Source organism: Micromonospora sp. NRRL B-16802 (assembly GCF_001279555.1).
GTDB lineage: Bacteria > Actinomycetota > Actinomycetes > Mycobacteriales > Micromonosporaceae > Micromonospora > Micromonospora profundi.
In genome coordinates, this window is record NZ_LGEB01000110.1 from 119,380 (window position 1) to 143,855 (window position 24,476).

Annotated in this window: 20 protein-coding genes; 4 read left to right on the plus strand and 16 right to left on the minus strand. The window is 72.6% G+C overall.

Annotated elements, in window-relative coordinates:
* Nucleotides 1–289: 289 nt before the first annotated feature.
* The 6 genes from ADK66_RS27510 to ADK66_RS27535 all read right to left on the minus strand — a co-directional run bounded on the left by ADK66_RS27510 (nucleotide 290) and on the right by ADK66_RS27535 (nucleotide 10,884).
* Nucleotides 290–1,603: a DEAD/DEAH box helicase gene (locus ADK66_RS27510; RefSeq protein WP_053660371.1), complete on the minus strand. Its 1,314-nt coding sequence runs from the start codon at nucleotides 1,601–1,603 to the stop codon at nucleotides 290–292.
* Nucleotides 1,604–1,825: 222 nt separating this feature from the next.
* Nucleotides 1,826–2,029 (minus strand): cold-shock protein, encoded by a 204-nt coding sequence (locus ADK66_RS27515; protein WP_007464836.1) that lies wholly within the window; start codon nucleotides 2,027–2,029, stop codon nucleotides 1,826–1,828.
* A gap of 227 nt (nucleotides 2,030–2,256) precedes the next feature.
* Complete coding sequence (locus ADK66_RS27520) at nucleotides 2,257–5,622, minus strand: ATP-dependent DNA helicase (protein WP_053660373.1); 3,366 nt, start codon at nucleotides 5,620–5,622, stop codon at nucleotides 2,257–2,259.
* A gap of 28 nt (nucleotides 5,623–5,650) precedes the next feature.
* A complete protein-coding gene (locus ADK66_RS27525) occupies nucleotides 5,651–9,325 on the minus strand; it encodes an ATP-dependent DNA helicase (protein ID WP_053660375.1) in 3,675 nt (1,224 codons plus the stop codon).
* 132 nt (nucleotides 9,326–9,457) lie between these two features.
* Nucleotides 9,458–10,003, minus strand: a complete 546-nt coding sequence (locus ADK66_RS27530) for a TIGR00730 family Rossman fold protein (protein WP_053660377.1) — start codon at nucleotides 10,001–10,003, stop codon at nucleotides 9,458–9,460.
* Complete coding sequence (locus tag ADK66_RS27535) at nucleotides 10,003–10,884, minus strand: TIGR00730 family Rossman fold protein (protein WP_053660379.1); 882 nt, start codon at nucleotides 10,882–10,884, stop codon at nucleotides 10,003–10,005. The genes ADK66_RS27530 and ADK66_RS27535 overlap by 1 nt, the downstream gene beginning before the upstream one ends.
* A gap of 154 nt (nucleotides 10,885–11,038) precedes the next feature.
* Between ADK66_RS27535 and ADK66_RS31700 the strand changes: the two genes are divergently transcribed.
* Complete coding sequence (locus ADK66_RS31700) at nucleotides 11,039–11,203, plus strand: hypothetical protein (RefSeq protein WP_157552980.1); 165 nt, start codon at nucleotides 11,039–11,041, stop codon at nucleotides 11,201–11,203.
* A 35-nt stretch (nucleotides 11,204–11,238) separates the two neighbouring features.
* On the opposite strand, the gene dapE is transcribed toward ADK66_RS31700, so the two are convergent.
* Complete coding sequence (gene dapE / locus ADK66_RS27540; RefSeq protein WP_053660381.1) at nucleotides 11,239–12,312, minus strand: succinyl-diaminopimelate desuccinylase; 1,074 nt, start codon at nucleotides 12,310–12,312, stop codon at nucleotides 11,239–11,241.
* A gap of 122 nt (nucleotides 12,313–12,434) precedes the next feature.
* On the opposite strand from dapE, the gene dapD reads away from it, so the two are divergent.
* Entirely contained in the window at nucleotides 12,435–13,394 is a 960-nt protein-coding gene (gene dapD, locus ADK66_RS27545; RefSeq protein WP_053660382.1) for a 2,3,4,5-tetrahydropyridine-2,6-dicarboxylate N-succinyltransferase, read from the plus strand.
* Between the two features lie 51 nt (nucleotides 13,395–13,445).
* Here the strand turns inward: dapD and ADK66_RS27550 are convergent, their stop codons facing one another.
* Complete coding sequence (locus ADK66_RS27550; RefSeq protein WP_053660384.1) at nucleotides 13,446–16,811, minus strand: S8 family serine peptidase; 3,366 nt, start codon at nucleotides 16,809–16,811, stop codon at nucleotides 13,446–13,448.
* Nucleotides 16,812–16,951: 140 nt separating this feature from the next.
* On the opposite strand from ADK66_RS27550, the gene ADK66_RS27555 reads away from it, so the two are divergent.
* Nucleotides 16,952–17,509: a sugar O-acetyltransferase gene (locus ADK66_RS27555; RefSeq protein ID WP_053660385.1), complete on the plus strand. Its 558-nt coding sequence runs from the start codon at nucleotides 16,952–16,954 to the stop codon at nucleotides 17,507–17,509.
* A 16-nt stretch (nucleotides 17,510–17,525) separates the two neighbouring features.
* On the opposite strand, the gene ADK66_RS27560 is transcribed toward ADK66_RS27555, so the two are convergent.
* From ADK66_RS27560 to fdxA, 5 genes are read right to left on the minus strand one after another with little or no spacing between them, the layout of a single operon-like run.
* The gene (locus ADK66_RS27560) at nucleotides 17,526–18,173 is read right to left on the minus strand and encodes a nucleoside/nucleotide kinase family protein (RefSeq protein WP_053660387.1); all 648 of its coding nucleotides are present in this window, start codon (nucleotides 18,171–18,173) and stop codon (nucleotides 17,526–17,528) included.
* Entirely contained in the window at nucleotides 18,173–18,823 is a 651-nt protein-coding gene (locus tag ADK66_RS27565; RefSeq protein ID WP_053660389.1) for an SIMPL domain-containing protein, read from the minus strand. The genes ADK66_RS27560 and ADK66_RS27565 overlap by 1 nt, the downstream gene beginning before the upstream one ends.
* A gap of 10 nt (nucleotides 18,824–18,833) precedes the next feature.
* The gene (locus ADK66_RS27570; RefSeq protein ID WP_053660391.1) at nucleotides 18,834–19,862 is read right to left on the minus strand and encodes a prephenate dehydrogenase/arogenate dehydrogenase family protein; all 1,029 of its coding nucleotides are present in this window, start codon (nucleotides 19,860–19,862) and stop codon (nucleotides 18,834–18,836) included.
* Nucleotides 19,863–19,878: 16 nt separating this feature from the next.
* Entirely contained in the window at nucleotides 19,879–20,985 is a 1,107-nt protein-coding gene (dapC, locus tag ADK66_RS27575) for a succinyldiaminopimelate transaminase (RefSeq protein WP_053660618.1), read from the minus strand.
* A complete protein-coding gene (gene fdxA, locus ADK66_RS32505; RefSeq protein ID WP_030490464.1) occupies nucleotides 20,982–21,308 on the minus strand; it encodes a ferredoxin in 327 nt (108 codons plus the stop codon). Before fdxA ends, dapC begins: the two co-directional genes overlap by 4 nt.
* Nucleotides 21,309–21,387: 79 nt before the next feature.
* Here fdxA and ADK66_RS27585 point away from each other — a divergent pair, with 79 nt between their 5' ends.
* Nucleotides 21,388–22,491, plus strand: coding sequence for an N-acetyltransferase (locus tag ADK66_RS27585; protein ID WP_053660393.1), 1,104 nt, complete (start codon nucleotides 21,388–21,390; stop codon nucleotides 22,489–22,491).
* Nucleotides 22,492–22,513: 22 nt separating this feature from the next.
* Here ADK66_RS27585 and ADK66_RS27590 read toward each other — a convergent pair whose 3' ends face one another.
* The 3 genes from ADK66_RS27590 to mshB all read right to left on the minus strand — a co-directional run bounded on the left by ADK66_RS27590 (nucleotide 22,514) and on the right by mshB (nucleotide 24,429).
* The gene (locus ADK66_RS27590) at nucleotides 22,514–22,978 is read right to left on the minus strand and encodes a hypothetical protein (protein ID WP_053660396.1); all 465 of its coding nucleotides are present in this window, start codon (nucleotides 22,976–22,978) and stop codon (nucleotides 22,514–22,516) included.
* A gap of 81 nt (nucleotides 22,979–23,059) precedes the next feature.
* Complete coding sequence (locus tag ADK66_RS27595; protein WP_369814839.1) at nucleotides 23,060–23,515, minus strand: hypothetical protein; 456 nt, start codon at nucleotides 23,513–23,515, stop codon at nucleotides 23,060–23,062.
* Nucleotides 23,512–24,429 carry an N-acetyl-1-D-myo-inositol-2-amino-2-deoxy-alpha-D-glucopyranoside deacetylase gene (mshB, locus tag ADK66_RS27600; protein WP_053660398.1) on the minus strand — a complete coding sequence of 306 codons (918 nt, stop codon included), beginning with the start codon at nucleotides 24,427–24,429 and terminating at the stop codon, nucleotides 23,512–23,514. The genes ADK66_RS27595 and mshB overlap by 4 nt, the downstream gene beginning before the upstream one ends.
* Nucleotides 24,430–24,476: the final 47 nt, after the last annotated feature.

The following is a 24,476-nucleotide window of genomic DNA, read 5'->3' on the forward strand; positions in this document are numbered from 1 at the left end:
TCAGTTTTGACCACATCGGGCCGGAAAACAGTCGGCCAGGCGACCCAACCGAGGCTGATTACCGACTCAGCCGAACAGCCAGATGCGCTGGCGGCATCGGCGGTGTCGGCCGCGCTGGCGGCGCCAACCCCAGGGCCAGTCGGGCACCTGCCGTCTCCCCCGGGCGCCCTCCCCCGGGCGCCGCAAGCCGACTGCCGGTCCCGGGCACGGACAAGGACCCCGCGTGAGGGTCGCAGACGAAACCGACCCGCGCCGCCGAAGCGGTGCGGGTCGGTCAGGGTCGAGAAGCTCAGACGGTACGGGGGCGACGCGGCCGGCGGGACCGACCCGACGCGCGGTGCGCCGGCCGGGCCGCGCCATCGGCGACCGGACCACCGGGGCCGCGGCCCCGGCCAACGGCCACCGGCGGGGCCACGATGGTCACCGGAACGCCGGAGGGCTCGCGAGCACCGGTCACCCGGGCCAGCGACCCGTCACCCGGGCGGACCTGGACCGATTCGGGCCGGATGCCGGCGATGGACATCAGCCGGGACACGTCCCGCCGCTGCTCGGGCAGGACCAGGGTGACCACCGAGCCGGACTCACCGGCCCGAGCCGTCCGTCCACCCCGGTGCAGGTAGTCCTTCGCCTCGGTCGGCGGGTCCACGTTGACCACCATGTCGAGGCCGTCGACGTGGATGCCCCGGGCAGCCACGTCCGTGGCGACGAGGGCAGTCACCTGGCCGTTGCGGAACTGCTCCAGGATCCGGGTGCGCTGCGGCTGGGACTTGCCGCCGTGCAGCGCGGCCGCGCGTACCCCCTTGGAGAGCAACTGGCGGGCGAGCCTGTCGGCGCGGTGCTTGGTCCCCATGAACAGGATGGTGCGGCCCTCGCGGGCGGCGATCCGGGTCAGCGCGTCGGGCTTGTCGATCGCGTCGACGTGCAGCACGTGGTGGGTCATCGCGGTGACCGTGGCGGTGCCCGGGTCGACCGAGTGGGTCACCGGGTTACTCAGGAAGCGGCGGACCAGGCGGTCCACGCCACCGTCCAGAGTGGCGGAGAAGAGCATCCGCTGCCCCTGCGGCGCGACCTGCTCCAGCAGCTTGGTCACCTGCGGCAGGAAGCCCATGTCGGCCATCTGGTCGGCCTCGTCCAACACGGTGATCTCGACGTGGTCGAGCCGTGCGTCACCGCGGTTGATCAGGTCGTGCAGCCGGCCGGGGGTCGCCACGACCACCTCGGCGCCGGCGCGCAGCGCGTCCGCCTGGCGCTGCAACGACAGGCCACCCACGACGGTGGCGCAGCGCAGTCCGACGGCGCGGGCGTACGGGGCCAGTGCGGTGGTCACCTGCTGGGCCAGCTCGCGGGTCGGCACCAGCACCAGGGCCAGCGGGCGACCCGGCCGGGCCTTCTGTCCGGCGGTACGCGAGAGCAGCGGAAGCCCGAAGGCGAGAGTCTTGCCGGAGCCGGTGCGGCCCCGTCCGAGCACGTCCCGGCCGGCGAGCGAGTCGGGCAGCGTGGCCGACTGGATCGGGAACGGCTCGTTGATGCCCTGTGCGGTCAGCGCGCTCAGCAGCGCCGGGGCCAGACCGGTGTGGGCGAAGGACGGAATAACTGTGGTCACGCAGAAGCCTTCCTCGACGCGGCACGTGTCGAGGGAGGGCGCCGAAGTCGGCGCTGTCACCAGCGGAAAAGGCCGCCAGGACTCACAAGCACGAACCGATTAGGGTACGGGCCGGCCCGCCGCCGGGCCGCCGCCTGCCAAAGCAGGTCGACAGCGGGGCGGGCCGGTCCCGTCACCGTCACACCCGGAGGGCGCGACGGGTAATACCGACCGATCCGAAGATCAGAGCGGGCGGATGTTCTCCGCCTGCGGGCCCTTCTGGCCCTGGGTCACCTCGAACTCGACCCGCTGGTTCTCGTCCAGGCTCCGGTAGCCGGAGGACTGGATCGCCGAGAAGTGGGCGAAGACGTCAGCGCCGCCGCCGTCCGGGGTGATGAAGCCGAAGCCCTTGTCAGCGTTGAACCACTTCACGGTGCCAATAGCCATGTGTTTCGTCTCCTTGACGGAACGTCGGACCCGCACTTGTTGCCGGTCCGAAGAGGAGCGCTCCGCGCGGGAATGCGCGAATCGCCTGTCGCTTCTGGTCGCCCCGCCCGGAGAGCTCCGGACACAACAAAGAGCGCCTGGGGCCACAATTCCCGCCAGGCGCACACAGAGTCTCTGGTAACCAAAACTGCAACGTGTTCAACCTACCATGGATCTCCGGGCAGGAGTCAATCTTGGGCAGAATTCTCTGGCAACTGCGCGATCAGGGCGGTGAGCCCGGTCACGTCGAGCAGGTCGGCAGGCCGGACCGTCGCCCCGTCTCGCACGTAGTGGAACGCCGCGCCCACCCGATCGACTGGCACACCCGCCAACTCCGCCCACGCCAGCCGGTACACGGCCAACTGCACAGCGGCGACCTCCGCCGCCGGGCCGACAGGCTGCGCGCCGGTCTTCCAGTCGACCACGTCGAACCGGCCACCCGGGCGGGCGAAGACCGCGTCCATCCGCCCCCGCACCACCACGCCGGCGATCACAGTGGCGAACGGCACCTCCACCTCCACCGGCACCCGGTCGGCCCACTCGCTGGCCAGGAAACGTTCCTGGAGTTCGGCCAGCGCCTCGTCCGGCGCCGCGTCCGCGTCCGCCGCGCCGGGAAGCTCGTCCAGGTCGAGCAGCCGGTCGGCGCCGAAACGCTGCTCCAACCAGGCGTGGAAGGCGGTGCCCCGGCGGGCGTACGGGTTGGGCTCGGTCGGCACCGGGCGGCGCAGCGTACGGGCCAGCGCCGCCGGGTCACGGCGCAACGCCACCAACTGGGTGACGCTCAACTGCCCGGGTAGAGCCACCTCCACCGCCCCCGACAGGCGGGTCAGCTCGGCCCGCTCGGCCAGCAACAGATCCGCCTCCCGCCGCCAGCGGGCCACCTCCGGATCGTCGGGCCCACCGGCGACCACCGCCTCCGCCGGGCCGTCGGACATCAACCGGCGGACCAATCCCGCCGCCTCGGCCAGCTCCGGCCGGCGCCCGCCCAGCGGATCGGCCGGCCACTCCGCACGCAGCACCACCTCCGCCGTCGGGTTCGTGGCGTCCGGCGTCGGCTCCGGCGCCCAGGCGTCGACCAGATGCCCCGGGCCGCCGTCCAGGCAGGTGTCGTACACCTCACTCAGGAAGACCGACGGGCCACGCGGGCGCTTCGTCCCCTCCCCCCACCAGTACCCGGAGCAGAGCAGCAGCCGACGTGGTCGGGTCACCGCCACGTACGTCAGCCGGCGCTCCTCCCGCTCGTCGTGCGCCCGCCACGCGTCGGTGAAGTCGGTAAGCGCCCGGGCCACAGCCCGCTGGTCCGCAGCCTCGTCGAGCGCCAATTCGGGCAACCCGTCGACGTCGCCCCGCAGCGGGAACGGCAACACACCCAGCCCGCCCAACCAGTGGTCGGAGTTGCGTACCGGCCCGGGCCACAGCCCGCGGCACAGCCCGGCCACCGCCACCACGTCCCACTCCAGCCCTTTCGCGGCGTGCGCCGTCACCACCTGCACCGCGCCGTCCACGACCTCGACCTCACCCGGGGCGAGACCACGCTCCTCGTCCTCGGCGGCGGCCAGGTAGGACAGGAAGCCGGACAGGGTCGCACCGGGCGTCTCCCCGCTGAACCGGGCCGCCACGTCGCCGAGGGCGTCCAGGTGACCCCGGGCCAGACCGGCATCGCCGGCGCCGTCCCGGCCGGCCCGTACCGCGACCTCCACATCCAGGCCGATGGTCCGCTCGATGTCCGCGATCAGGTCCGGCAGGGCCTGGTCCAGTCGGTACCGCAACAACGCCAACTCCCGGCCGTACGCGCGCAGCCGCGCGAAGCCCTCTGCCGAGTACGCCTGCGCCGGTCCGAGGTCGGCCAGCGCCTCCACCAGGGTCGCCTCGTCCAGCAGGTCAGGGCTGATCTCGGAGTTCTCGTCGGCGGCCACCTGACGCCGAGCCCTGGCGATCGCCCTCGCCCGCCGGTGCAATGCCACAAGGTCACGCGGCCCGATCCGCCACCGCGCGCCGGTGAGCAGCCGCAACAGCGCCGCCCCGTCGGTCGGATCGGCAAGCACCCGCAACGTGCACACCACGTCCCGCACCTCCGGGGTGTCCAGCAGGCCACCCAGGCCCACCACCTCCACCGGCAGGCCACGCTCACGTAACGCCGACTCGATCGCCGGGATCTGGCTACGGACCCGGACCAGCACCGCAGTGGTCGGCCGCTGCACCACCGGAATGTGTTCGGGGGCGGCACCCGGCATCCGCGCCGCGCCACGCCACGCGGCGAGCACGCTGTCGGCGATCCACGCCGCCTCGTCGGCGTACGTCGGCAGCAGCGCGCAGTGCACGGTGCCGCCGGCCGCCCCTCCGGGGCTGCGGTGCGGGATCGGGTCGCGGACGGTGAGCGCGGACCGCAACTCCGGCACGCGCGCGCCGGCCGCCCGCAGTGGCGTCGAGAGCGCGTTCGCCACCCGCAGGATCTCCGGACGGTTACGCCAACTCGTCGTGAGCCCCAACGCCACGGCCGGCTCCCCGTCGGCCCTGGCGAACTCGGTGGGAAAGCGATCGAGGGTGCCAGCACTGGCCCCCCGCCACCCGTAGATCGACTGGCACGGGTCACCCACCGCCGTCACCGGATGCCCGCCACCGAACAGCGCGTTGAGAAGCACCACCTGCGCGTGGCTCGTGTCCTGGTATTCGTCGAGAAGCACCACCCGGAACCGGTCCCGCTCGATCTCGCCCACCGCCGGATGATCCCGGGCCACCCGCGCCGCCCGGGCCAACTGGTCGGCGAAGTCCATCGCCTCGAAGTCCTCCTTGCGCCGCGCGTACGCCCGCACCAGCGGCAGCAGGCGCAGCCGGGTCTGCTGAAGGGTGAGCGCCTTGCGCACGTCCGCGTAGACCCGACCCGGTCGGGACTGCACCTCCGCGAAGAACCGACCAGTCCAGGCGGCCAACTGGTCCGGGGCGACCAGATGCTCGTCCAGCTCCCCGGCGAGCGCCAACACCGCGTCGGTGATGGTGCTCGGCATCCGGTCCACCTCGGACATGTCGCCGTCGTAGTTGCGCACCAGCAGGTCGACCAACTGCCAGCGGGAGGCCTCGGTCAGCAGCCGCGTGGACGGCTCGTAGCCGGCCCGCAACCCGTGCTCGCTGACGATCCGCCCGGCGTACGAGTGATAGGTGGAGACCGTCGGCTCACCGGCGAGCGGGTCGTCCAGTGGATCCCGCCCCTGCCGGCCGAGCCGGCGGATCAACTGGTCGAGCCGGGTCCGCACCCGATGGGCGAGCTCCCCCGCCGCCTTACGGGTGAACGTCAACCCGAGGATCTGCTCCGGCCGCACGTACGAGTTGGCCACCAGCCAGACCACCCGCGCGGCCATCGTCTCGGTCTTGCCCGACCCCGCCCCCGCGACCACGAGCAGCGGCTCCACCGGGGCGGCGATGATCGCGGCCTGCTCCCGGGTGGGCGCCGGCAACCGCAGCAGTTTCGCCAGCTCCACCGGGGTGTACCGAGGGCCGGAGTCGGCAAGCCGCGGCGTCGGCGCCGGACCGGCCCCGAAAAGGGTCGGCTGACTCACGGTGTGGTCTCGGCTCGCAACACCCGGCTCACTCCTCGCCCTCACTGCTGCGCCGGACCGTCGGAGGCTCGACGACCTGGCGCCCCTGCCCGGACACCGGGCAGCTGGTGCGCACCGGGCAGACCCGGCACTTCGAGTTGGCCACCGCGGCGAACGTGGCGGCTGCCATCGTATCGGCGGTCCGCCGGACCAGCGCCGTCGCCCAGCCGGCCGCCGGACCCTCGCCCGCCGCCGGCTGGTTCTGCTCCCGGGCGTCCTTCGCCGAGGTGCCGAGCTGCACCAGCGCGGCGCCACCGGACTCGTCGCCGAACTCGGCGAACGCCCCCGCCTCCACCGCCGCCTGGTAGGCGCCGAGCTGCGGATGCTCGGCCAACTCGGTGCCGGTGACAGCCGTCGACTTGCCGGTCTTCAGGTCGATGACCACGAGCCGACCGTCCTCGTCGACCTCCAGCCTGTCGACCCGGCCGGTCAGTTCGATGGGCCGGGTCGGATCGTCCAGCCGCACCGCGAACTCGTGCTCGATGGCTAGCAGCCGACGCGGGTTGGTGGCCAGCCAGCGCAGCAGCTTGTCGACCATGGCCTCGGCACGCTCGCGCTCCGGGCCGGCCATCCACCGGGCGGCCAACTCGATCGCGTCGAACCGGGCCGCCACGTAGTCGAGCAACGCCCCCCGGTCGGCGCTGGCGTCCTCGGCAAGCATCGCGGCGGCGTGCACCAGGTTGCCCACCCCCTGCGCCGTGCTTGTCGGACCGCTGCCGCCGTGCCGTTCCAGCAGCCACCGCAGGCTGCACCGCAACGCGCTCTCCATGGCCGACGGGGTGACCCGGACCGGTTCGCCCTCGTCGACAAGCGGCCTGTCGTCGGAGAGCGCGCGCAGCCCCCACCAGTCGTCGGGGTGCGCGCCCGGCACGCCCGCGGCGGCGAGCCGCGCCAGCTCGGCCGCCGCCGCGCGCCGCCGGCCCGCCGGCGCAGCGGGGTCAGTGATGGCGGTACGCAGTTCCGCGACGAGCGCCGGCAGTGTGAGCGCCCGTGGTGGACGGGTCACCGGCAGTGCACCAGGCCGATCCGGCGCATCGTCGCCGTCACCACCCGCGTCACCGCCGGCCGTACCGGCCTTGTCCGGCGCTCCGCTCTTGCCCGAAGCGCCGTCCCTGCCTGGCGCACCGTCCCTGCCGGCGACGCCGCCGGGCGTGGCGTGCGGATCGTCGCCGCCGGGGGGACCAGCGGTCGGCGGGCCGGTACGCGGGCCGGGCGTCGACGGCGGATCCGCCGGCCCGGAGCCGTCCGGCGGGGCCGGTCGGTCGGTCGGGAGCAGCTCGTGGAGGAAGCGGCTCGGCTGCTCCTCGTGGTCGTCGCCGCCCACCGCCGCCGACGCCACCGCACTTACCAGCAGCCTGTGCCGTGCCCGGCTTATCGCGACGTGGAACAGTCGACGCTCCTCGTCCAGCAGCGCCGACGTCTGTCCCACCACGTTCGCCACGCGGGCGCCCCCCACGAACCGGCCGGCGAGCACGTCGACAAGCCGTTCCGAACCGAGCAGGCTGCCACGCAGTCGCAGGTCGGGCCAGATGCCCTCCTGCACTCCGGCCACCGCGACCAGGTCCCACTCCAGGCCCTTCGCGGCGTGTGCGGTGAGCAACCGGACCGCCGCGCCCCGGTCGGCGGTCGGCGCGATGGTGTCCGCCGGGAGGTCCTGGGCGAGCACGTGGTCGAGGAAGACCTCGGTACGGGCGCCGGGCAGCCGGTCGGTGAAGCGGGCCGCCGCGTCGAAGAGCACAAGCACGGCGTCCAGGTCCCGGTCGGCCGCCTCGGCGCGACGCCGCCGCGCCAGGTCTCCCTCACCGGCCTCGGGCCGCCCCTGGCCGATGGCACCCGCCCAGCGCTCGGCCAACCCGCTGCCGTGCCAGACGGCCCAGAGCACCGTCTCGGCGGTCGCCCCGGGCCGGGCAGCGGCATCGCGGGCGGTGGCGAGCAGCCCGGCCACCGCCTGGGCCGGCTCCGCCCACCGCCGGTCGATGCCGGCCAGCTCCGCCGGGTCGCTCAGCGCCTCGACAATCAACTCCCCGGATGGGCGCCGGTCGCCACCGGCGAGTGCCATCGCGCGCAGGCCCTGCCGCAGCCGCCGCTCGGCCAGCGGGTCCGCCCCGCCCAGCGGCGAGTGCAGCAGCGCTACCGCCGCCTCCTCGTCCAGCCGCTCCGGCTCCAGCGCGCAGCGCAGCAGGAGCAGCAGCGGCGCCACTGCCGGTTGCAGGTGCAACGGCAGGTCCTCGCCGTGCACCACTGTCGGTACGCCGGCCGCGTGCAGCGCCCGTTGCAGGGTCGGCAGCTGCAACACTGTGGAACGCACAAGCACCGCCATCCGCGACCACGGCACGCCGTCGAGCAGGTGAGCGGAGCGCAGCGCGTGCGCCAGCCAGGCCGCCTCACTTGTCGCCGAACGGAACGTGTGCACCTCGACCACCCCCGTCGGGGCATCGGGTAGCGGGCGCAGCCGGCGGTGCGCTGCGGGACCGCGCAGCCGGCGACCCAGCCGGGCGATCGCGGCGAGCAGGCCCGGCCCGGCCCGGTACGAGGTGGTCAGCAGCACCTGCGCGGCCGGTGCACCGGAGGCGGTGCGGAATCGGTGCGGAAAGGTGCTCACCCCGGCCGGGTCGGCACCCCGGAAGGCGTACGTGGAGGAATCCGGGTCAGCGAAAGCGACAAGCGAGGTGCCGCCGCCGGCGATCACCGACAGCAGTTCGAGCTGGGCGGGGTCGGTGTCGGCAAGCTCGTCGACGTACACGTGGGCGAGTCGGCGGCGCTCGGCGGCCAGCAGGTCCTCGTCGTCGCGGAGCAGCCCGGTGGCCGCGCGGACCAGCTCCGCCGGGTCGTACGCGATGGAGCCCCGGTTGCTGACGTCGCGCAGCGCGAGCACGGCGACGTACTCCCGCAGGAAGCGCGCGGCGGCCGGCCAGTCGGCGCGGCCGAGCTTCTCGCCGAGCCGGGCCAACTCGACGGGCCCGACACCGCGCTCGGCGGCGCGCATGAGCAGGTCGCGCAACTGACCGGCGAAGGCCCTGGTCCGCAGGGCTGGGCGCAGATCGGTAGGCCAGCCGACCGGGTCGTCCTCGGGCTCCTCGCCCACCACGTCCAGCAGCTCGCGGATGATCAGATCCTGCTCGGGGCCGGTGAGCAGTCGGGGCGACGGCTCGCCGCGTTCCGCCGCGGCACGGCGGAGCAGACCGAAGGCGTACGCCGGGAAGGTGCGTACCAGCGGCTCGCGCAGCACCCGGTGGCCGTCCTGCGCGACTCGGGCCTCGATGCGTTGGCGCAGCTCGGTCGCACCACGGCGACCGAAGGTCAGGATGAGGATCCGCTCCGGATCGACGCCCTCGGCCACCCGGGCGGCGACCGCCTCGACGAGGGTGCTGGTCTTGCCGGTGCCGGGACCGCCGAGCACCAGCATCGGCCCGTCGGTGTGCCCGATGACCTCCGCCTGCGCCGGATCGACCTGCCGCCCCAGCCCTCCGACGGCCCGCGCGGCCTCGGTGGCCCCCGCGGTGCCGCCGGCCTCGTACTTCTCCAGCTCGGACACAGCGGTGCCCTCGGAGACAGCATGGTCCGCGGGCGCACCGCTGCCGGCGGGCACGACGCCGCTGGCCGGCGCGCCCTCGCCCTCCGGTGCCGGCCCGCCGGACCGCCGCACCAACCGGTACGCCTGCATCAGCTCATCCCATCACGCCCATACGACACCCACCCACCCCACCTACTACCGGCGATCATGAAGTTAGCGGAGCGACACGCCGACAACGGCGCGGCCAACCTCATGATCGCCGGAGCGAAGGGCGGGGCGAGGTCAGATCAGGTGCGCTTCGAGGGTGTTCAGGGCTTCCGGGACGGTGGGGGTCACGGTCAGGAGGTCGCGGCCACCGGGCTTGAGGAACTGCTGGTCGGTGATCGCGTCGAGCCAGGCCAGTAGCGGGCCGTAGAAGCCGTCCGTGTCGACGAGCACCATCGGCTTGCGGTGCAGGGCGAGGGTCGCTGTGGTCCACACCTCGAACAACTCGTCCATGGTGCCCAGCCCGCCGGGCAGGGCCAGGAACGCGTCCGACTTGTCGATCATGACGGTCTTGCGGCTGGCCATCGAGTCGGTCACCAGCAGCTCGTCCGAGGCCAGGTCGGCGACCTCCAGATCGACGAGTGCCTGCGGGATCACGCCCACGGTGCGCCCTCCGGCGGCGCGGGCACCGTCGACCAGGGCGCCCATCATGCCGACACGGCCGCCGCCGCTGACAAGCGTGTGGCCGCGCCGGGCCAGCTCCGCGCCGGTCTCTGTGGCGAGGTCCAGCCAGCGCTGGTCGAGGGTCCGCGACGAGGCGCAGAAGACGCAGATGGCCGCCATCAACCCTCCTCGGCCTCGTCGGCGGTGGACTGTGCGGCGGGCGACTGCGCGGCGGCAGCCTGCTGGTCGGCGCCGGTACGCGCGACGGCCTCCTCGCGGACCGCCTCCTGCTCCACCGAGAGCGCCGCCTCGGCCTCGACGATGTGCCGTACCGCCGCGTTGACGTCGTCGGTGAGGCAGATCAGGTCCAGGTCGACCGGCCCGATCTTGCCGTCGGCCGCCATGGTGTCGCGCAGCCAGTCGATCAGGCCCTGCCAGTAGGCGACGCCCATCAGCACGACCGGGAACCGGGTGACCTTGCCGGTCTGCACCAGGGTGAGCGCCTCGAACAGCTCGTCCATGGTGCCGAAGCCGCCGGGCAGCACGACGAACGCCTGCGCGTACTTGACGAACATCGTCTTGCGGGCGAAGAAGTAACGGAAGTCGATGGCCAGGTCGACCCAGTCGTTGAGGCCCTGCTCGAACGGCAGCTCGATGCCGAGCCCCACGGAGAGGCCGCCGGCCTCGCTGGCGCCCCGGTTGGCGGCCTCCATCACGCCCGGCCCACCCCCGGTGATCACCGCGTAGCCGGCGCGGGCCAGCGCGGCACCCACCTCCTCGGCGAGCTGGCATTCGGCGCTGTCGGGGCTGCTGCGCGCGGAGCCGAAGACGCTCACCGCCGGCGGCAGGTCGGCGAGGGTGTCGAAACCCTCGACGAACTCGGAGAGGATGCGCAGCGCACGCCAGGCGTCCCTGGTCTTCCAGTCGCCCCGGCTGCGCGAATCCAGCAGCCGCTGATCGGCGGTGCTCGTCGGAATCGCCCCTCGACGTAGCGTCACCGCACCCCGGTGCCGCTCCTGACCTGGACCGCGGCCGGCCTCCCGCCCCTTGCTCTGGCTCATGCAGCAACCGTAGTGGAGCCGCACCCGCCCGGTACGCGGGGCGGGGACGCCGAGAAAAACTTCTCGATCATGGGCAACTATTTGACTTCCCCGCACGTCTTACTATTCACATACCGGGTATGCCCCGGCGCGCGCCTTCGGGGGAGGAGACAGCGTGATCAGCAACAGCGAGATGATCCGGATCCGTCGGCAGATGCAGCGACGGATCCGAGACGTGGTGGCCGAGCGTCGCCGCGCCCGTCAGCTGGACCCTGTCCTGTCGCCCGCCACCACCGGAGCCGATCAAGAGGTTCGCGCCGCCGACAACGGGCCAGGCTGACGCGAACCTCTTGATCACCGGGAGCGGGTACCCGGTCAGGCCGAGGCGAGCCAGCGGTGCAGTGTCGCGGCACCGTCGCGGATCTTGCTGATCTCGACGTGCTCGTCCGGGTGGTGGGCGAGGTTGGGATCGCCGGGGCCGAAGTTCAGCGCGGGGATCCCCATGGCCGCGAACCGCGCCACGTCCGTCCAGCCGAGTTTGCCGATCGGCGCCGCACCGACAGCGGCCAGGAACTCCTTCGCCGGGGCCGCGTCCAACCCGGGCAGGGCACCGGGTGCCGTGTCGGTGACTGTCAGCTCGAAGCCGGCGAAGACCTCACGCAGGTGCGCCTCCGCCTCGGCCGGAGTGCGATCCGGCGCGAACCGGTAGTTGACCTCGATCTCGCAGCGGTCCGGCACCACGTTGCCGGCCACCCCGCCCTTGATCCGCACCGCGTTCATGCCCTCGCGATAGTCGCAACCGTCGATGGTGACCCGACGCGCCTCGTACGCCTGGAGCCGCTGCAACACCTCGGCGGCGGCGTGGATGGCGTTCACCCCGTGCCAGGAGCGCGCCGAGTGGGCGCGTACGCCGGTCGTGGTGACCACCGAACGCATGGTGCCCTGGCAACCCGCCTCGACGATCCCGTACGTCGGCTCCAGCAGCACCGCGAAGTCCGCCTCCAGCCACTCGGGGAACGCCTGGGCGACGAGGTTCAGCCCGTTGTACCGGGACTCGATCTCCTCGGCCTCGTAGAAGAAGTACGTCACGTCGTAGCGCGGTTCGGGCAGCGTCACGGCCAGGTGCAGCGCGTACGCGACGCCGGACTTCATGTCGGAGGTGCCGCAGCCGTACATCAGGTCGCCGCGCATCGTCGACGGGAAGTTGTTGTTCAGCGGCACCGTGTCCAGGTGGCCGGCCAGCACGATGCGCTGCGATCGACCGAGGTCGGTACGCGCCATCACGGTGTTGCCGTGCCGGTGGGTGGACAGGTGCGGTACGCCCCGCAGCACCTCTTCGACGAAGTCGGCGATCGCCTTCTCGTTGAGGGACACGGACTCGATGTCGACCAGTACGCGGGTCAGCTGCACCGGATCGGCGAGGACCTCGGGGGTCAGCGGGTTCTCCATGGTTCGCACGGTACCTTCAGGTCTGTCGGCGCGAAGAGCGAGCTTACGGGCCACCGAGGCGAGCGTGAGCGCCCCGCAGTCGTGCGCAGAGGCCGACCCGGCCGCGACCGAGAGGTGAAACAGTGACGTCCGCAGATTCCGCCTGGGGCATCGGCCTGGCCACGGTGACAGCAGACGAGCAGGTGCTCGACACCTGGTACCCGACCGGCAAGCTGGGCCTGGGTGACCTGCCGCTGGTCGCCGGTGAGGACCAGTCGGACGTGCTCGACCTGCCCCCGGCCGCGCTCGGGGACCGCCCGCTGCCCGGTCTGCGTACCGTGCAGGTGGTCACCGTGATCGGCTCGCTGGACGACCCGATCAAGGACGCCCCCGACGCGTACCTCCGGTTGCACCTGCTGTCCCACCGCCTCGTGCGACCCAACCAGCTCAACCTCGACGGCATCTTCGGCAAGCTGGCGAACGTGGCCTGGACGTCCGCCGGGCCGTGCCCGCCGGAGCGGGTGGACGAGCTGCGGGTGATCGAGCGGGCCGCCGGTCGCCACCTGGCGGTGTACGGGGTGGACAAGTTCCCCCGGATGACCGACTACGTGGTGCCCTCCGGGGTGCGGATCGCCGACGCGGACCGGGTCCGGCTCGGTGCGCACCTGGCCGCCGGCACCACAGTGATGCACGAGGGCTTCGTCAACTTCAACGCCGGCACCGTGGGCACCTCGATGGTGGAGGGCCGGATCGTGCAGGGCGTGCTGGTCGGCGACGGCTCCGACGTCGGAGGTGGCGCCTCGATCATGGGCACGCTCTCCGGTGGCGGCACCGACAAGGTGAGCATCGGCGAGCGGAGCCTGATCGGCGCGAACGCCGGCGTCGGCATCTCCCTCGGCGACGACTGCGTGGTGGAGGCGGGCTGCTACATCACGGCCGCGTCCAAGATCACTCTGCCGGACGGCCGGGTGGTGAAGGCCCGCGAGCTGTCCGGCGTCGACGGGCTGCTGTTCTGGCGCAACTCGGTGACCGGCGCGCTGGAGGCCCGACCGCGCACCGGCCGGGGCATCGAGCTCAACGCCGCCCTGCACGCCAACGACTGACGTACCCGCCGGGTCCGTGGCCCACGACCACGGACCCGGCGAGGGTACGCGTCAGCGCAACCGGTACGCCTGGATGATCCGTTGGGTCACCGTGTTGCCGGCGGCGTCCCGGGCGGTGGCCCGCAGGGACGCGTAACCGGGCCCGGCCGGGTGCCGGACGGTGGCCGTCCAGCCGTGCCCGCCCTTGCGGACCTGGGCGGCATGCCAGGTCTTGCCCCCGTCGTAGGAGATGTCGACTGTCAGCTTCTGCACCCGGGCGGCCGGCGCGCCGGGCTGCGGCTCCACCCGCACCGGGACGACGAAGCTCCGCCCGGCCGGAGCGCTGTTGTCGACCCGCAGCGGCGGCGCGAAGCGCACCGCCATCAGAGGCAACCGGACCGGCACGTCGCCAGCGGCGTGCCGCGACCGGAAGGTCCAACTGGACTCCACAGCGGTGCTCAGATCGGTGAAGCTGCGCGTAGCAGACGTGCTGAGCCGGTAGTCCGCCGCGCCCGGCGGCACTGCGAACTCGCCGTAGCCGGCGTACTCGCTCTCGCCGACGAGCTTCCCGTTGCGCCAGAGCGCGGTCCGCTCGGTGTCGGCGAGCGACCCGCCCGCATGCCCGGCGGCGTCACTGAACATCGGCAGCCAGACCAGGATGGTGTCACCGGTCCTGGTGACGCTCTGCTCGGGCCAGCGCGGGGCCGGGAACGACGGCCCGTACGGCGCCTGGTTCCAGTCCTCTCCGACGGTCCGTCCGGCCCGGTACGCGGTGGGTGTGGAGGAGAGCAGCGCCTTCAGGTTCAGCCAGCCGTCCTCGTCCCGCGTGCCGAAGCCGATTTCGGACTCCCACTTCACGCCCCTGGTGTTGTAGTGCTCGACCCGCTGACCGGGTACGGGAGTGGGTAGGGCCAGCGCAGAACTGCCGGTGTTGTAACCCAGCTCGGCGAACACCAACCGTTCGGCCTCCAGCCCCGGGTAGCCGCCCCGGAACCGGTGCACGACTGTGGCCAGGTCCCGCCGCGCGTAGTTCCGGACGAAGCCGGTGGGCATCCGGCCCGGGACCGCTTCGGCAAGCGCGTACAGGTAGGGGCTGGGCGCTGTGCCCGGCCTGATCCATTGGCTGCTGACGGTGGCCACGAACCGGGCCGAGGAGACCGGCTTGCCGATCTGGCCGGTGGTCAGGCCGGTGAAGGTGTCCGTCCAGATCCCGATGCCGTACACGCTGCCGTCGTCGGCGCTGAAGACCGAGCTGACATCGATCAGCTCCGGGGTGGCGCCCCGTTCCGGGATTGTCGTCCGGACCGGCTTCGTCCGGCGGGCGTCGATGGTGATCCGCGTATCACGCTCCACTGTCAGCTCGGGCTGCGCCAGCATGGACAGCCCTGCCGGCTCGCCGTCCGGTTCTCCTTCGAAGATCAGGCTGCTCAGGCCGTAGCGCCCCTTGGGCAGTCGTACCGTGGCCACGCCGTCGGTGCCGTAGACGTCCCAGAAGCCGAAGCCCCCAAGCCCGACCAGGGTCGTGGAGTGGCCCGCCGTTCGCTCACCGGCGCGGTTCAGGTGCTCCACCGTCAGCGTGTAGCTCTCCACCTCCCGGTGCACGGCCAGCGGCGTGACAGCGACCGTCGCCCCGGAGCGGGCCACGACCCGGCCGGTCCAGTAGCCGTCGACGTCGCCGAGCCGCGTGTCAGCTGTGACGGTGGTCGCGGCGGTGCCGCCCGCCGGCACTGTGAGCTGGTTCGTGCCGAGCTGGAACATGCCGGCCGGAAGCGTCCGCCCGTCGGGGCCCGCGCCCTCGACGCTCAGGTCCAGGATGACCGGGTCGGGACCGTCGTTGCGCCACGTCACAGTGCGGTTGATCGGGGCGTCGTCGCCATGCGGCCAGAGGGCGCGCCCGAACGAAACGCTCACCGGGTCGGTGCTGACCAGTTGGGTGATCGCGTGAGCGACGTCGACCCGACCGGCGCCCTGCTGGTAGGCGGTCTGCGTCGGGTGCGGCTTGGCGGCGGCCATCAGTGTCGCCTTGAGCCGATCGGCCCGCCAGCCCGGATGCCGCTGGGCCAGCAGCGCCGCCGACCCGGCCACGTGCGGGGTTGCCATTGAGGTGCCGGAGATCGCGACGTAGCGCTCCCCCACCGGGTCGCCGATCACGCCGTTTGCGGCCCGCGCGGCGACGATCTCGACGCCCGGCGCGGTGATGTCCGGCTTGAGCGCGTCGTCCCCGACGCGAGGGCCCCGGCTGGAGAAGTCGGCGAGCTCGTCGTCGCGGTCCACCGCGCCCACCGCCAGCGCGGCGTCCGCGCTGGCCGGGGAGCCGACCGAGCCGTCCGCGCCGTCGTTGCCAGCGGCGGTGACGAAGAGCGTGCCGGCCTGCGCGGTGAGGGTCTGCACCGCCTCCTCCAGCGGGTCGACCTCCGGGGTGTCCCAGCCGCTGAGGCTCATGTTGACCACGGATGCCTTCTTCTCCACCGCGGCCCACTGCATCCCGGCGAGGATCGCCGACTCGGAGCACCCGGAGTCCTCGCAGACCTTGCCGTCAAGCAGCGTCGCGTCCGGTGCCACGCCCCGGTACCGGCCGTCGGAGGCCGCGCCGCTGCCGGCGATGGTCGAGGCCACGTGGGTGCCGTGGCCGACCATGTCCCGACCGTCGGTGACCTCGGTGAAGTTGCGCGCCTCGGCCACCTTTCCGGCCAGGTCCGGATGGGTAGCGTCGACGCCGGTGTCCAGCACGGCCACTGACACGCCCTTTCCGGTGAGCCCGGCCGCCCACGCGGCGGGCGCACCGATCTGCGGCACGCTGTGGTCGAGGGTCACCCGACGGCGACCGTCCAGCCAGATCCGCTCGACGCCCCCCGCCGCGCCGAGCCGGGCCGCGCTGGGGCCGCTGGTGATCGTCGCCCAGACCGCGCCGAGGGAGGACTTGCCGGTGCTCAGGGCAGCGCCTCGGATCGCCGGCAGGTCGCGGGTCACCCGGGCACCGGGCAGCGCGCCGGCGGCACTTCGGGCGGTGCCCGCCGAGCCGTACGAGACGAGCAGCGGCAGGGTGTCCCGGTGGACGTCGTCGTAGCCCGCATCGACCAGCTCGGTGACGTCGAAAAGGCGCGGGTCGACCCGGCCCGCGCGCAGCAGTGGCAAGGCGTCCTGCGGCGTCACCGACAGGTGGCCGCGCTCGCGTCGAACGAGGAACCGTACGTCCTCTCGGCCGACGCCCGGTCGGACAGCGGCGGCGGACCCGGTGACTGTCACCCGGTCACCGGTGATCAGTGTGACGGTGGCCGACCGGTCGGCGTTTGGCGCACCGGGGACGGCCGGGCGGGCTGACAGACCCGCTCTGTCCGGCGTACCGGGCACAGCGCTGGAGGCGGAGGCGGGGACCGGCGCGGAGAGCGCCAGCACGGACACGAGGCCGAGAGCGGCAAATCTTCTTGCGTGGTGCAACGGATCCTCCTCGATGGAACGTCATTACCACGGGAGACGCATTGACGGTCATCAGAATTGCATACCGAGTATGCAGAAGGAAGTCCCAAATATGACGATCTGAACAACCGTCGCGGACCAGGGACGGCATCATCGACCGCGTGACCTCGATGAAGGACAAGATGCTGGCCGGCGAGCTGTACCTCGCCGACGACCCGGAGATCACCGCCGACAGGGCCCGGGCCGCCCTGCTGATGGAACGCTTCAACACCAACCCCGCAACCGATCCGCAGGCGCGCCTCGCGGCGCTGCGTGAACTGCTCGGCGAGGTCGGCGAGGGCACCTGGGTCCGCCCACCGTTCTACTGCGACTACGGCTGGCAGATCCGGATCGGCCCCCGCAGCTTCGTCAACTACCAGTCGGTCTTCCTCGACGTCGCCCCGATCACCCTCGGCGCGGACGTCCAGGTCGGCCCGAACGTGCAGCTGCTCACCCCCACCCACCCGGTGGAACCCGGGCCACGGCGCGACAAGTGGGAGGCCGCCAAGCCGATCACCATCGGGAACAACGTCTGGCTCGGTGGTGGCGCGATCGTGCTGGCCGGAGTGACGATCGGCGCGAACACCGTCGTCGGCGCTGGCGCGGTGGTCACCCGGGACCTACCGGCGAACGTGGTAGCCGTCGGCAACCCGGCACGACAGGTACGCGAGCTGACCTGACAGCCGGTGCCGGCGATCAGGCCTCCGGCTGCTCGGGCAGGCGGACCACCAGGTCGGCACGATCGGCGGTGGGGGTGATCAGGGCCGTGTTGGCCTCGTCGCTGCCCAACGCCCAGGCCCGCGCCTCCTCCGGCGAACGCCCGAACGCCTCGTGCCGGGCTGTCAACCGGCGCAGGCGCAGCTCGGCGTCCAGGTCGAGGAACCACACCTCGTGCAGCAGCGACCGGACCTCCTGCCACGGGAAGTCCGGCAGCAGCAGATAGTTGCCCTCGGTCACCACCAGGCGGACCGACGGCGGCACCTCGATCGACCCCGCCACCGGCTCCTCCAGCTCACGGCGGAACTCCGGCGCGTACACCGATGTCGGCTCCAGGCGGTGCAGCCGACGCAGCAGCGAGACGTAGCCATTGGCGTCGAACGTGTCGGCCGCGCCCTTGCGGTCAGCGCGGCCCAGCCGGACCAGCTGCGCCTGCGCCAGGTGGAAACCGTCCATCGGCACCAACCGCGCGCTCGGCCCGATCTCGGCGACGATCCGCTCGGCGAGCGTGGACTTGCCGGCACCGGGTGCCCCGGTGACGCCGAGCAGCTGACGCGGACCGGCGTCGGCCAGGTCCCGCGCCCGTGCCACCAGCTCGTCGAAGGCCAGCACCCGCGCCGGGGTCATCAGCCCAGCACCGGTTCGCTGATCGTGAACCGCGCCTGCACGGCCGCCTGCACTGTCTGCGGCTGCGGGTCCAACTCCAGATCCGGCACACCGCCACCTCCGCCCTCGCCGACCTCGAACGCCGCGCGGGCGAACATCGGCCGGTCCATCGCTCCGGTGTCGGCCAGCTCGATCAGCGCGGTGACCCGGGCACCGAGCGCCTCGGCGTACTCCCTGGCGCGCAGCAGCGCGTCACTGATCGCGGCGTGCCGTGCCGCGCGATACGCAGGGCTGTCGGGGCGCAGTTCCCACCAGGGCCCGGCCACCTCGACCTGGTCCTGGTCGGCCAGGCGGAGCATCAGCTCACCCAGCGCGGTGAAGTCGGTGACCGTGACAGTGGTGGTGACGCTGCCGTGCCAGGCCACCACGCGCTCGCCCGAGCGTCGGGTTTCCGGCCGGACCCGCAGGTCACCGGTCTCCCGCCGGGCCACCGACGGCTCCGCGCCGTCCAGCAGCACCCGCACGGCGGCGGCCCGTTCGGCCAGCCGGGCCAGCGTCGCTTCCCGGTCCTTGTCGCGGGCCGTCACGGTGACAGCGAAACGGGCCAGCTCGGGCGGTACCTCCTGGTGTGCCTCACCGCGTACCTGCACCACCGGGCCGTCCGTCGCCATGACTGTCAGCCTAGTCAGCCGCCGGCCGCCACGCGGTGTAGGAGACGGCACCCGAGTCGATCCGGCAGTCGGTCAGGTGCCCGCCCGCCGCGCCCAACCCGCACAGCCAGGCCACCTCGGCGGCATGGTCACCATCGGCCGGGAAAGCCTGCTCCAGATCGACGAACCGGCGGTCGCGCAGCGCCGATCGGGCAGCCCGTGCCTCCGCGTACCCGCCGGTCAGGGCCGTCGCGTCGCCGGCCCGCAGCGCGGCGGCAAGCTCATCCAGGAGTACGCGCACCTCGGCCAACTCGTGCAGCACCCGGTCACGGTTGCCGAGCAGCATGTTCGCGGTCCGCTCAGCCGGCGTGCCGGCGACCCGGGTGCCGTCGGTGAAGCTGCCCGCGGCAAGCGCCAGCACGGCGTCCCGCAGCGGCGACCGCTGGACCGCCCCGGCCAGCGCACCGGCCAGCAGGTGCGGCACGTGCGAGGCGAGCGCGGCAACCGAGTCGTGCTCCGGCGCGGACATCGGCACCACCCGGGCACCGAACACCTCCACCAGCAGACCGGTCAGCCAGCGGAAGGCGAGCGTCGCGGGACCCGGCGCCGGACAGAGCACCCAGGCCGCGCCAGCGAGGAGTGTCGTTGAGGCGGCCGTCAGGCCGGCGGACTCCGCGCCGGCCATCGGGTGCCCGGGGACGAACCGGTCAGTGAACCCGAGACGGTCGGCCGCCTCGGCCACCTCGGCCTTGGTGCTGCCGACGTCGGTCAGCACACAGCCCGGCGCTGTCAGTTCGGCCACCTGTGCCAGCGTCCGGGGCAGTGTGGGTAGCGGGCCGCAGAGGAAGACCACGTCCCGACCGGCGACGGCCTGCTCGACCGTCTCAGGGGCCGTCAACCCGCGCTCCCGGGCCCGTTCCCGTGTCACCGGGTCCGGGTCCCAGCCGGCCACGTCCAGGCCGGCGTCGGCGAGACGCAGCAGCACCGAACCGCCGATCAGGCCGGTGCCGAGCACCGCCGCCCGCACTCCGGCGTACCGCCCGGTCGTGCCGTCGGTCATCGCCGGCCGCCCCGGGTCAGGCCCGGAGCCGGTCGGCGACCGCGGCGACGTGCTCGTCGGACTCGGTGAGCGCCACTCGGACGTACCGCTGGGCGGTGGGACCGTAGAAGACGCCGGCCGCGACCAGGATGCCGCGCCGGGCCAGCCAGTCGACGGTCGCCCAGCAGTCCTCGTCCCGCGTGAGCCAGAGGTAGAGGCCGGCCTCCGAGTGCTCGATCGTGAAGCCGGCGCCGGTGAACGCGGCGGTCAGCACCTCACGTCGCGCGCGGTAGCGCTCGCGCTGCTCGGCGGCGTGCTGCTCGTCCCGCAGGGCGGCCACCATGGCGGCCTGCACCGGCGCGGGCACGATCATGCCGGCGTGTTTGCGGACCTTCAACAGCTCGGCGACAAGCGCCGGGTCACCGGCCACGAACCCGGCCCGGTAGCCGGCGAGGTTGGACCGCTTGGACAGCGAGTGCACGGCGAGCACGTTGGCGTAGTCACCGCCGCAGACCTGCGGGGACAGCACCGAGACCGGATCGGCGGACCAGCCCAGCGGCAGGTAGCACTCGTCGCTGGCGACAACCGCGCCGCGCTCACGGGCCCAGTCGACAACCTTGCGCAGGTGCGCTGCGGGCAGCACCTGCCCGGTCGGGTTGCCCGGCGAGTTGACCCACACCAACCGGACGCGGGAGGTCGGCCCGACAGCTGTGAGCGAGTCGGCGCGGACCACTGTGGCACCGGCCAGTCGAGCCCCGTCCTCATACGTGGGGTACGCGATCGACGGCACCACCACCACGTCGCCCGGGCCGATGCCCAGCAGTGTGGGCAGCCAGGCGACCAGTTCCTTGGAGCCGATGGTCGGCAACACGCCGAGCCCGTCGACCCCGGCACCACAGGCGCGGGCCACCCAGGCCGCGATCGCGTCACGCAGCACCGGAGTGCCGGCGGTCAGCGGGTAGCCGGGAGCGTCGGACGCGTCTGCGAGCGCCTGACGGATCACCTCGGGTACCGGGTCGACAGGCGTACCCATGGAGAGGTTGATCAGGCCCTCCGGATGCGCCGCGGCCAGGGTGGCCGCGGCGTCCAGGGTGTCCCAGGTGAACTCGGGCAGCCGCGACGAGACCGGCGCGGGCCGGTTCAGTGGCCCTCGCCGCGCGGCGGCTGCGCGGCGACGAACGTGGCGTCCTTCTCCACCTTGCCGACCTTCGAAGCGCCACCGGGCGAGCCCAGGTCCTCGAAGAACTCGTAGTTGGCGCCCGTGTAGTCCTTCCACTGCTCCGGGACGTCGTCCTCGTAGAAGATCGCCTCCACGGGGCAGACAGGCTCACAGGCACCGCAGTCGACGCACTCGTCGGGGTGGATGTAGAGCATCCGGTTGCCCTCGTAAATGCAGTCGACCGGGCATTCCTCGATGCATGCCTTGTCGAGCACATCCACGCACGGCTCGGCGATGATGTAGGTCACCGGTCTTCTCCTCCGCAAGACGCGCCGCGATCTCCCGCGACGGTAAGAGCCTAGTATCTCGCCGGGGAGGGGGTCGATCGTGCTCCGACAGCAGGATGTGGGACACCGTATCGTGGTCCGCCGTATTGTGGGGATTCGCGAAGGTCGCCCGCTGTTCTCCGATGCCCTCGGTGAGCTGGTGGAGTTGAGCGAGACCCATCTCACGCTTGCCACCGCAAAGGGCAATCTGAGAGTGCCGGTGGCGCAGGTGCACCGGGCCAAGCGCGTACCGCCGACCCGCAGGCCAACCGCCGCAGCGGTGGTGGCGCTCGAACGGGCCGCCGACGAAGCCTGGCCCGCGCCCACCCGGGGCCAGCTCGGCGAATGGCTGCTGCGCTCGGCCGAGGGCTGGACCGGCCGCGCCAACTCGGCACTGCCGATCGGCGACCCGGACCGTCCGCTGCCCGCCGCCGTGGACGCTGTCGAGCAGTGGTACGCCGAGCAGGGCCAACCGGCGATCATCAACACGCCGCTGCCGCTCGCCGCGCCCGTCGGTGCCGAACTGGACATCCGAGGCTGGACCACCCGCCCGCCGACACTCGTCCAGACCGCGCCGCTGCCCCTGTCATCCGTCGCCGCCCCCAAAAAAGGCGACACATCCGGTGCGGAAGGCCGGGACGACGAGCTTGCGCAGAACGGTGCGGACGGCGGGCCCGCGCTGGACGGCGCGGACGACGGGCGGCACCGCGCGGATGGCAACGGGCGGCACCGCGCGGATGGGGACGTCGGTGGGCTGGGCGACGCGGTCGTCGACCTGGCGACCGCCCCGAGCGAGGAGTGGCTGGCCATCGCCGCCGGTCGCAAGGGCGGCCTGCCGGACGCCGCCCGACACGTGCTCACCGCCGTGGACCAGGTCCGCTTCGCCCACGTGTACGCCCACGGCACGCTCGTGGCGATCGGCCGGGGCACGGTGACCGGCCAGGGGCGCTGGTTGGGCCTCAGCCTGATCGAGGTGCTCCCAGCTGTACGCCGGCAGGGGCTGGCCCGCCGCGTGATCGACGCGCTCGCCGAATGGGGGTCATCGGCGGGCGCGACGCACGCGTTCCTCCAGGTGGAGCAGCGCAACACTGCCGCAGTGGCGCTCTATCGACGGCTCGGGTTCACCACGCACCACACGTACCTGACCCGGGTCGCCCCGCACTGACCTCCGACCAGTTTGGCGGCGGTCAGCGGCGCACGACGCGGCGCGGCTTGGCGGCCTTGACCTCGGCGAACCGCTTGAGCTGCTGGGAGCGGTAGTCACGACCCAGGGCTGTGGCGACCAGGTAGCCGACAAGCGTCCCGGCACCGGTGGCGAGCAGGTAGAGCCAGATCTGGGCGAAGAACGTGCCGGCGCCACCGGCGAACGGGTTGTGGCCGACAAGCAACGGCCCGACCAGCACGGTAAGCGTCATCGCCACCAGCACCACGACGACGATGTCGCCCGCCCAGTTGCCCAGCGGCCGGCGGCACCCCCAGCGGAAGGCGACCACGGCCAGGATCAGGCCGATCAGCAGGAACATCACAAGCGACACCCGGTCGGCTGCGGCGTCGTCGCCGTCGAAACCGAACCGCGTGACCAGTCGGGCGACGACGTTGACCGCGAACAACGCTCCCGCCAGCACGCCGACGTCACGCCACCGTCTGTCCATCGGACGACCTCCTGCCGTACGCCCCGTCGCGGGGCCGCTTCCCTGGCAGGAATATCTACCACCCACACATGGGTGGCGTCATCAGCCGCCAGGGCTGGGAGGTGGGGCGAGGATCTGCCGGAAGCCCATCACGGCGAAGGTCATCGCGCCGGCCACGATCATGGCCAGGCCGACCCAGTTGTCGCCGGCCAACAGGAGGTCGCCCTCGCTGGTGCGGACCGCTGCCACCGCCATCAGGGCAAACCACGGTACGGCCGGCAGCGCCACCGCCCACCGGCGACCGACTGCCTCGTGCGCGAACCAGCTCAGCGCGATGTTCGCGCCGATGGCGAGCACAACCGAGACACCGACAAGCTGGCCGCCGATGCGGAACGTGGCGAGCAGCAACTCCAGCACGCCGGTCACCACACCGGCCACCACCGCGACGATCCCGCCGGTCAGTCGAAGGCCCAGATCCAGCAGTCGCGGCGGCGGCCCCGCCTCGGGCGGGGTCTCCTGGTACTCCACGACCGGCACCGGGGCGGCGGGCAGGGTCACCGGAGGCCGGCTGCCGCGACCGGCGACCGATCCGGGCCGGCTTCCTCGGGCAGCCCGGCGAACAGGTCGTCCTCCCAGCCGTACGGGCCGGTGCCGGGACCCTTCTCGCCGACTGCGAGGGTGAAGAACTCCACCCCCATGAACTCGCCACCGAAGTTGCCGGCGATCGAGTAGAGCCACGAGGTCGCCGGGATCTGGGTTGCATGCGCCCGCATCGCCGCTTCCTTGGCGGTGTGCTGGTCCGTGCCGTCGATCCGCGCGGCGATCTGGTCGTCAGGGGTGCCGAAGGGCAGCTCGGCGGCATCCTTGATGTTGGCGAACGGGTTGTCGGAGGACTCGGCGAAGTGCGTCAGGCCGGCTTCCAGCACGCTCAGCGGCATGGCCGTCCAGTAGACCTTCAGCGGCGCGCAGCCCTCGGCGGCTGCCAGTTCGACAGCGCGCATCGCCACCCGGTGCGCCTGGATGTGGTCCGGGTGGCCGTAGAAGCCGTTCGGGTCGTACGTGATCAGCACCTGCGGGCGTACCTCCCGCATGATCTCCACCAGGTGCCCGGCGGCCTCGTCGAGGTCGGCCTGCCAGAAGGCGCGGGGGTGCTGGTTGGTGGCGAGGCCCATCATGCCGGAGTCGCGGTAGCGGCCGGCGCCGCCGAGGAAGCGGTGGTCGGTGACGCCGAGCGCGGCGCAGGCGGCGGCCAGCTCGGCGATCCGGTAGCCGCCCAGCTGGTCGGCCTCGGCGGCGGCGAGCTGCGACAGAGCCGGTACGTGGATCTCGCCCTCCTCACCGAGGGTGCAGGTCACGAGCGTGACGTGTGCGCCGGCCTCGGCGTAGTGGGCCATCGTCGAGCCGGTGCCGATCGACTCGTCGTCAGGGTGCGCGTGGACCAGCAGCAGGCGGCGGTCGGGCAGCGTCGTCACGCGGTCACTCTAACTGGCGGTTCCATCGGGGCATCGTCAACGCGTCC

Bases quoted from the DNA above. Each gene is read 5' to 3' on its own strand.
- ADK66_RS27515 (WP_007464836.1), bottom strand. From the start codon at position 2,029: ATGGCTATTGGCACCGTGAAGTGGTTCAACGCTGACAAGGGCTTCGGC.
- ADK66_RS27525 (WP_053660375.1), bottom strand. From the start codon at position 9,325: ATGCAGGCGTACCGGTTGGTGCGGCGGTCCGGCGGGCCGGCACCGGAG.
- ADK66_RS27530 (WP_053660377.1), bottom strand. From the start codon at position 10,003: ATGGCGGCCATCTGCGTCTTCTGCGCCTCGTCGCGGACCCTCGACCAG.
- ADK66_RS27535 (WP_053660379.1), bottom strand. From the start codon at position 10,884: ATGAGCCAGAGCAAGGGGCGGGAGGCCGGCCGCGGTCCAGGTCAGGAG.
- dapE (WP_053660381.1), bottom strand. From the start codon at position 12,312: ATGGAGAACCCGCTGACCCCCGAGGTCCTCGCCGATCCGGTGCAGCTG.
- ADK66_RS27560 (WP_053660387.1), bottom strand. From the start codon at position 18,173: ATGACCCCGGCGCGGGTGCTGGCCTTCGACGAGCTGGTGGCACGGGCG.
- ADK66_RS27565 (WP_053660389.1), bottom strand. From the start codon at position 18,823: ATGGCGACGGACGGCCCGGTGGTGCAGGTACGCGGTGAGGCACACCAG.
- ADK66_RS27570 (WP_053660391.1), bottom strand. From the start codon at position 19,862: ATGACCGACGGCACGACCGGGCGGTACGCCGGAGTGCGGGCGGCGGTG.
- ADK66_RS27590 (WP_053660396.1), bottom strand. From the start codon at position 22,978: ATGGACAGACGGTGGCGTGACGTCGGCGTGCTGGCGGGAGCGTTGTTC.